Annotated in this window: 2 protein-coding genes; both read left to right on the top strand. The window is 37.3% G+C overall.

The window, feature by feature from the left end; translation table 11 throughout:
• On the top strand, positions 1 to 182 hold a 182-nt coding region (locus ACYVRA_RS08020; RefSeq protein ID WP_461252208.1), incomplete at its 5' end, for an acyl-CoA synthetase family protein.
• A 290-nt stretch (positions 183 to 472) separates the two neighbouring features.
• Positions 473 to 655, top strand: a 183-nt coding sequence (locus ACYVRA_RS08015; RefSeq protein ID WP_461252207.1) for a hypothetical protein, incomplete at its 3' end; no start/stop codon positions are given.

Below are 655 nucleotides of genomic sequence, written 5' to 3'. Positions count from 1 at the left end.
TAAGCGCCGACACTTTCATGGACGACACCCGCCCCTTGAACGCTCTTAAGGAAAAAATTAAGGATACTCTGCAAGCGTCAATCTCGATCAGCCCGAGGGTGGAATTGCACGAAAGCGGGAGTTTGCCTATTTCTGAGGGGAAAGCGGTAAGGGTGAAGGATACAAGGCCTAAGGATGTGTAGGGGTTTTACGGGAAATTTTCACACGCAGAACACAAAGGAATGAAGAACACAAAGAGAGAATAAAGGTTGTTGTAAGCAAGCTGAGTTTGACAACCTCACGATAAGATAACGTACATAGAGGCGGAGCAATGCTTTGATGCTGCCTTTTTAGCTCCCAGCTTACCTTTTTGTGAAATTATTATTATTTACTGAAAATATTACCAATTTATTCAATAGCCAGAGGTTTCAAATTAGGCTTGGAAACAGGTTGAATTCATTAAATTTATTGATTAAACTAATTGTAGAAGCTTATGGTCATTCAGGAAAAATTAATAATAAAGAATTTCTTCACTATTAAAGACTTTGAATGGGATGTTAAAGGATTTAATATCCTTACTGGCGGCATGGCATCAGGTAAAAGTCTTGCTTTAAAACTTCTATATTTTTGCGAGCAGGTTTTTCATAAAACTATTTTTGAAACAACTATTAATAAA

The sequence above is a fragment of the Treponema sp. R8-4-B8 genome (assembly GCF_054786175.1).
Note: the sequence above shows the minus strand (reverse complement) of the source record. Positions and strands in the feature narration are given on the sequence as shown.